This window comes from Alicyclobacillus fodiniaquatilis, from assembly GCF_042678105.1.
In the GTDB taxonomy this organism is placed as follows: Bacteria; Bacillota; Bacilli; order Alicyclobacillales; family Alicyclobacillaceae; genus Alicyclobacillus; species Alicyclobacillus fodiniaquatilis.
Genome location: NZ_JBHUCX010000042.1, coordinates 1 through 6,729, shown reverse-complemented (window position 1 = coordinate 6,729; position 6,729 = coordinate 1). Strand labels below are relative to the sequence as shown.

7 protein-coding genes are annotated in these 6,729 nt (G+C 46.2%); 3 read left to right on the top strand and 4 right to left on the bottom strand.

What is annotated here, in order from left to right; genetic code table 11:
• Window positions 1-201 precede the first annotated feature (201 nt).
• Together ACFSB2_RS15095 and ACFSB2_RS15090 are read right to left on the bottom strand one after the other, a co-directional pair.
• Window positions 202-714: a GNAT family N-acetyltransferase gene (locus ACFSB2_RS15095; RefSeq protein WP_377943919.1), complete on the bottom strand. Its 513-nt coding sequence runs from the start codon at window positions 712-714 to the stop codon at window positions 202-204.
• A gap of 113 nt (window positions 715-827) precedes the next feature.
• Entirely contained in the window at window positions 828-1,916 is a 1,089-nt protein-coding gene (locus tag ACFSB2_RS15090; RefSeq protein ID WP_377943918.1) for a phosphotransferase, read from the bottom strand.
• 486 nt (window positions 1,917-2,402) lie between these two features.
• Here ACFSB2_RS15090 and ACFSB2_RS15085 point away from each other — a divergent pair, with 486 nt between their 5' ends.
• On the top strand, window positions 2,403-2,972 hold the full coding sequence (locus ACFSB2_RS15085) for a site-specific integrase (protein WP_377943917.1): 570 nt from the start codon (window positions 2,403-2,405) through the stop codon (window positions 2,970-2,972).
• Window positions 2,973-3,145: 173 nt separating this feature from the next.
• Here the strand turns inward: ACFSB2_RS15085 and ACFSB2_RS15080 are convergent, their stop codons facing one another.
• Complete coding sequence (locus ACFSB2_RS15080; RefSeq protein ID WP_377943920.1) at window positions 3,146-3,742, bottom strand: TetR/AcrR family transcriptional regulator; 597 nt, start codon at window positions 3,740-3,742, stop codon at window positions 3,146-3,148.
• Between the two features lie 299 nt (window positions 3,743-4,041).
• Between ACFSB2_RS15080 and ACFSB2_RS15075 the strand changes: the two genes are divergently transcribed.
• Window positions 4,042-4,692 carry an MBL fold metallo-hydrolase gene (locus ACFSB2_RS15075; protein ID WP_377943916.1) on the top strand — a complete coding sequence of 217 codons (651 nt, stop codon included), beginning with the start codon at window positions 4,042-4,044 and terminating at the stop codon, window positions 4,690-4,692.
• A gap of 274 nt (window positions 4,693-4,966) precedes the next feature.
• Here ACFSB2_RS15075 and ACFSB2_RS15070 read toward each other — a convergent pair whose 3' ends face one another.
• Window positions 4,967-5,644, bottom strand: coding sequence for a TetR/AcrR family transcriptional regulator (locus ACFSB2_RS15070; protein WP_377943915.1), 678 nt, complete (start codon window positions 5,642-5,644; stop codon window positions 4,967-4,969).
• A gap of 103 nt (window positions 5,645-5,747) precedes the next feature.
• Here ACFSB2_RS15070 and ACFSB2_RS15065 point away from each other — a divergent pair, with 103 nt between their 5' ends.
• The gene (locus tag ACFSB2_RS15065) at window positions 5,748-6,581 is read left to right on the top strand and encodes an SDR family NAD(P)-dependent oxidoreductase (protein ID WP_377943914.1); all 834 of its coding nucleotides are present in this window, start codon (window positions 5,748-5,750) and stop codon (window positions 6,579-6,581) included.
• Window positions 6,582-6,729 lie beyond the last annotated feature (148 nt).

Sequence of the window (6,729 nt, the reverse complement as noted above, 5' to 3'; positions counted from 1 at the left end):
CTATAACCGGCTCCTTTTCGTATTGTGGCTCTGCACTGGTTATCCCAAATTCAGTGTAACCCACGTGCTTACGAAATGGGGCCGGCCTCGTTCATTATGACTAACGCCCTCTTATGCGCAGTAAGGAACACCCATCCTTAAGAACAGAAAACACAGATGTAAATCCTTTTTCCCTCGCATAATATTCCTGTTACCCCCTCGTCAGCTCATCGCTTTCACCATATATACAATCGATGCACTATTTTCTTCAGATTGACCATCCTCGTTCACTACGATCCATGAAGCAATGATTATGCCAAAAGATGTTTGTTCCACATATCCTAATCGTTCATAAAGCTTTTTAGCTGTCAGATTTTCCGTCCCAACGCTAAGACCTATACGAGTAAAACCACGTTCTTTGGCGAGCGTTTCGGCACACTCCATTAATGTGGTTCCTACTCCTTTACGTCTATGTTTTTCGAGAACGCACAAATTTTGGATATGAGGGCAATTTTTCAAATCTGATGCAACTGGCTCATCCGAGGTTCCATTCCAAAGAAGTAATAAATGTCCTATCGGACTTCCGTCCAACCAAGCGAAAAGATACTCGGCTTCACCGTTAACTTGCTGTTCATAACGTGAATCATGCCAGTAATTTTCATTCGAAAACACATCCTTAATCAAGGATAATTCAGCTTGACCCAGGGAGCGTATTACGACATCTATTCGATTCAACCCAATTCTCCTTTCATAAGTACTTCACCTCACCTACTATTTCAGAACAATTGACTATGTATATCCTCATGCATGTCATCCCAAGGAGGCGTGGTGTACTATGTGCTCGTGAATTAGGCGAACGCTGCCCGCCATCGGTCGAGATTGCGTGGGATGTCTAACGCCCATTCAACCTCGCCAAGCATTCCCTGGGCGTGCCGCTTCGCAGCCCTCTCATCATCCAGTAAGGCGACCCATCCACCGATCCCGGACAATGGTTGACGAGCGATAGCTAACGGAAGTGCTAACCGTTCCTCCATTGACAAGCGTTCATCCAAACCTTCATTGTATGCGTCAATCAGGTTTCGTAGCTTTCGCAACAGCTCATCAGTGACGGCAGCACTATCGCCGTAATTGCCGCCAATACAGCAGTAGTACAGAATTAGTGCAAGATCATCAATACGGGTACGCTCGCCCATGAAGTCGAAATCGGTGACAAGCACGATGCGACCATCTCGGAAAAACACATTGTTATCCCAGTAGTCTCCATGTACGACCTGCCGTGGAAGCATCGTAATAAACTCTTTTTCATGATCGGAGACCAGGTGGGCTAGTTCGTCTGCAGCGTCCGCAAGCCTCTGGTTGTACGATGACGGGGGCCACCCTCGTATGCGTTGAGTGCCTTGCAATGTCGTAGCAAGCGCCTTTTCTGGAGCAATGTAATTAGCGAAGAGTGGATTCTTTCCGTCTATACTAAACTGCATGCCTCGTAGAATCGTATGAATTCTACCTAGCAGGGGAAGACCTGCCAATAGCAACTCCCATGAGTCCATGACTAAATCACTCTCTACATATCGCTCAACCTCAACGAGACGGTGGTCAAATATGATCCATTGCTGCCCGTCCAGTGTTCGTATTAATTCAGATGTTGGCACGCCATTTGCTCTAACCTCATTACGCGCGAGCTGGACATCTGCAAGCCTGGCTTCAGTGACATATGGACGGTATACTCGAACTACATATCGGTTGTGTGCATCCGTAACGAGCAAATTTAGGCTTGATGACCCACCAAGGTCAATGCTATCTTCCAAACCGTTTATCCCATAAGAATCACGCACAGCCTCGAACAGTTGTGCCGATGGTTGTGCCCGCAATCCACGCAAACCGCCGCCAGCATTGTCGATTACCGTATCTTCCGAGTTTTCCGTAGAATGATTATCCATCTATTTGCACCTCACATCTTAAGAATGATCCATTGGTACTCGAGACTAGTGAAACAAACGATACGAAATGATGAATGTCAAATACGAGTACATTAAAGTATTGTCTCTCTAGTTACGTTATTCCTCTGTGGGTTCCTGCTCTTTGTTCAAATATTCAGTGCTTTATTTCTGTGAGGTGTCTGTCTGTCCACTGTCCCCCATGCCCACAGCATTTAGAAGGAACTGCTTATGTCGTTAACCTGTCCGTTGTGACACAACACGCCTCAATGATGGTGTGTGCACTAGCAATATAACTTTGCGTCAGAATGCCGATTTACCTTCTCTACATACAACCCCTGAAAGAAACACAAGGATATTGTGTTTCTTTCTACAAACGCCGAAATCCCATGTGGCACAAGGGATTTCGGTATTTTTTGTACTGTACCATTTTTCGGACTTAGGCTACAATGAAACATAATTATCCTAAATATATGGATGTGTTTCTAAGTGGAATTCGTGGAACCGATTCGCGACAAAAAGAAAATTGAAGCCATGAAATTGATGCTTCGAGGAAGTAATTTACGGAATTACTGTCTGTTCGTGTTGGGGATCAACAGCGGGCTGCGCGTGAGTGATCTTTTGAGGTTGAACATCGAAGACGTGCTGAACGAACGAGGCAAAGTGCTGGATCGAATTACAATTCGGGAAAAGAAAACAGGAAAAGCAAAAACTTTTCCAATCAGCTCCAGCGCAAGAAAGTCAATCGAGGAGTACTTAGAAAAACGATCCCCATATTTACGTTCTGATCCGCTTTTCGTTTCTCGCAAGGGCAATTGTCCTATACAGAGGGTGCAGGCCTGGAAGGCCCTAAATAAGGCCGCTAAAGCGGTTCGGATAAAAGAACGTATCGGAACGCACACGCTGCGCAAAACATTTGCATATCACGCGTACAAACAGGGCCAGGACATCACCTTAATCCAGAAGCTGCTAAATCACTCTGCTCCATCTGTGACGCTTAGGTATATTGGGATCACTCAAGACCAGATGGACGATGTATATTTAACATTGAACCTATAATGTATATTTATCCAAGTTTTTCTCTGCCATTCATGTGACATTAAAGGACAGGTTAGCGCAAGATGGACAGGGTTATTGAGCGTGAACGTCATAAATCAATTTAGAAAACGGCAGCTCGCAGCCCTTGTATTGTGAATTCAGTGAATGGCTCCATGTACATGGACAGGCGTACGCTATTTCTCCGGAAAAAATGTCAAGCAAATTTGCTCCAAAAACGATTCAGACGAATACCCACGGACATCTCTTTGAAACACATATGAATCACTTCTTAAAGCCGCAAATAGCATATCAACCTTAAACACAGTGTTGGGTTGGGTCTGTTCCTCTGTTTTCATCTCGTCAAATAGTTGCACGATGATTTCGTGCAAACTGAACAGGAAATGACTACCCGCTAGGGCGCCCTCTTCAACACCTGCCAGCAACTGAAGCTTTTTATCGCGAAAGCTCATAAAAAGACTGATTATCCCTTTTAAGCGCTCACGGGGTGGAGCAGTCTGATTCTCTTTTAAGTACACTTCAATGTCCTCAAAGAGCAGAGCGATCTTGTCCTTAATTAAATCCAGACATAAATCACTTTTGTTTTTATAACGGCGGTAAAGAGTTGCCGAACCAATTTGGGCTTCCATCGCAATTTGGTTTATGCTGACATGCTCAACACCATGTTGTTCAAAAAGCTTAGTTGCCGCATCTATTATTCGTTTACGATTTTCAGCCGCATCGCGGCGTTCTGTTCGACCCTTTGTTTCTCCTATACTCTTCACGATATCCATTCCCAATATCAAGTTTGTGAAACTCGTTGACAAGTGAGGAATTCCCTGTTTATGATAAGCGGGGAATTCCTCACTTATTATAACTGAATGCGATAGGAGTGTAAAACCCAAGAACAAATTTCAGATAGCGGTCTGCATCACATTGTGATTATTGTGATCGCGGTTAGCGTCACAGCACTATAATGACTATTGCTGACCGCGCTCAAAGTAGTTAACAAAGAGGCGACAATTGCTCATTTATGAATAACGGGTAGCTATGCAACATCGCATACAAAAATAATTAAGAAGGTGGCGTTGTTATGCAAATTAAGTGGTTTGGTCAATCGGCATTCTTATTGACATCCGAATTTGGTACGCGCATTCTCATCGATCCGTATGATAAATTACTCGGTTATAAGATGCCAAAACCGATCGCAGCGGATATTGTTGCTGTGACACATAATCACGGAGATCACAATAAAATTCATGTAGCCTCTGGCAACTACATGCTGGTAAATGAGCCGAAGGAATACAGTCATGATCATGTATTCATCAGGGGATTTAAGACCTATCATGACAAGGTAAACGGCAAGAAACGAGGAAACAATATTGTATTTCGCTTTGTGGTGGATGGGTTGACCATTGTCCATTGCGGGGATTTAGGTCACCTATTGGCAGAGGATCAAATCAGAGATATTGGCGAAGTAGACATTCTGATGATTCCGGTCGGCGGTAAAGCGACTTTAAATGGAGTTGATGCTGTCCAAGTGATGAACCAACTCCATCCTACGGTGACGATACCGATGCATTACCGTACGAAGGCACTATCGTTCGTTGGTACGCTCATGTTTGATAAAGTCGATCGTTTTATTGAAGCTTCCGGTGAGAGTTCGAGCGAAATGAGTGTATTAAACGTTAACACTAATAATCTGTCTCAATATTCCGGCGTTGTCACTATGCAATATCAGTAAAGTCGTAAGATTAGTTTTGGGACGAGCACCTATAAACTGCCACAATTAGCCACGGCTATTGCAGACGAACAGAGCAAAGCGCAACATTACCAACGGAGGATCAAAGGTACTCCGTTTTATGTGCAGTTAAGGTTGATTAAGTCAAGATGGCTTATTGCGCATAAGGGTGCAATAACTGAAGAGTTTGGTACGGTTACGAATGCATAATATTCGGTGTGGTCTACCCGTTGTTTTGTCGCTCAAGGGCAAGGGTGCGAAGAGTCTGGCCATAAAATCATCGGTCTATAACATTTGGATCTGTTTGCGGGTTTTTGAGAGCAGGCAGCAGAATGCCGTCGATTAGCGGAGTGAAGAAACGCTTGTCGAACGGCTTGCGCTGGATGAGTCCACGGACAGCAGCCATTGAAGCAATAACTTGGCAAGCCATCTCAATGTTTGCGTTTGCGGGAATTTCTCCGCGGGCGACGGCTCGGTGCATCAGTTCCCGGTTCACGGCAACCCACGACTCAAAAATCCCGGTTTTCCCCGCTTCAGCAAATACCGGGTGAGAGAAAAAGGAGCCTAGACCCGCGATGACTCGAAGTTTTCGCTCTTCTTCCTCGAAGGATTGAGGCTTCAAAAGTGCAAGTAGATCGCCGCGCAAGGTTCCTGTGTCGGGCAAGCGCTCGAGCTCAAGATGGTTTCGGTTCATCCAGGCTAAGGCTTCTCGGGCTAACTCTGCCTTGGAAGACCAGCGGCGGTATATGGTAGCCTTACCGGCCTTCGCTCGAGCCGCGACCATGTCTATTGTCATACTATCGAAACCTGCTTCGGCGAGGATGTCGATTGTCGCCTCGAGGATTTCAGCATCCCGCGTGTGATCTCGCTTGCGGCCTAACGGGCGCGTTGGCTTTTCCTCTACGTCTTTAGATAGTTTGGAGCTAGTGGACTTTACCCTTTTGGTTTCACTCATGAATTCAAACCCCTTATCATTACGGAACTATTACGTTTCGGAACTGTACAGTTCCGTATGTGTGTGATTTAATACAGGTATCCCATACAAAGGAGTATACCTTATGGATAAAAAAGTCTGGTTTATTACGGGGACTTCTCGCGGTTTTGGACGTATTTGGGCGGAAGCTGCTCTTACGCGTGGCGACAAGGTAGCGGCGACCGCCCGGAATTTGGGAAACATCGTCGACCTGAAAGAACGTTTTGGAGACTCCGTTCTTCCCATGGAGCTCGACGTAACTGATACCTATCAGGTGCGGAATGTCGTACAGCAGGCTCACGCGCATTTCGGTAGGCTGGATGTCGTACTAAACAATGCAGGGTACTCCCTAGTCGGCATGGTCGAAGAGGCTAGCGAGGCCGACATACGCGCTCTGTTTGACACGAACTACTTTGGCATGCTAAGGGTCATCCAAGCTGCTCTGCCACTGCTACGGCAACAGGGTAGCGGACATATACTTGGCGTCTCAAGCCTCCTTGGAATTGTAGCGATGCCGCTCATCGGCTTCTATTCTGCCTCCAAATGGGCGGTCGAAGCGCTCCACGAAAGCCTCGCTCATGAGGTCACAAGCCATGGGATCAAGGTGACACTGCTCGAGCCGGGTGCCTATGCGACCGACTTTGGAACGCCTGCGTCTTTAAAGGTAGCAACGGAAATGGACGCCTATGCTGCTCTTCGCAAGCGAATTTTCCAAGGTCTATCGAGCGCAGAACGCGGTGATCCGCAAGCGACAGCAGAAGCTATCCTCAAGATCGTAGATGCAGAGGAGCCGCCGCTGCGATTCGCGATAGGCACCGATGTCCTGCCTAGAGTGCGTGACGTTTATGCTGGTCGCCTAGCGACTTGGGAAGCGTGGGAGGGTGTCTCTAACGCAGCGCAAGGTACCCCCCAAAAATAAGATTTCGCAATATTCTATCTGAAACCCGGCCTGCGTACTCACTCTGGTGTTAGGTTAAAAGTGTGGACACAACGAATCGAGAATGTGAAAATAAGTAAATTGATTCGAGGTGTCTACGATGACAAAACAATACGATGCAGATTTCAAA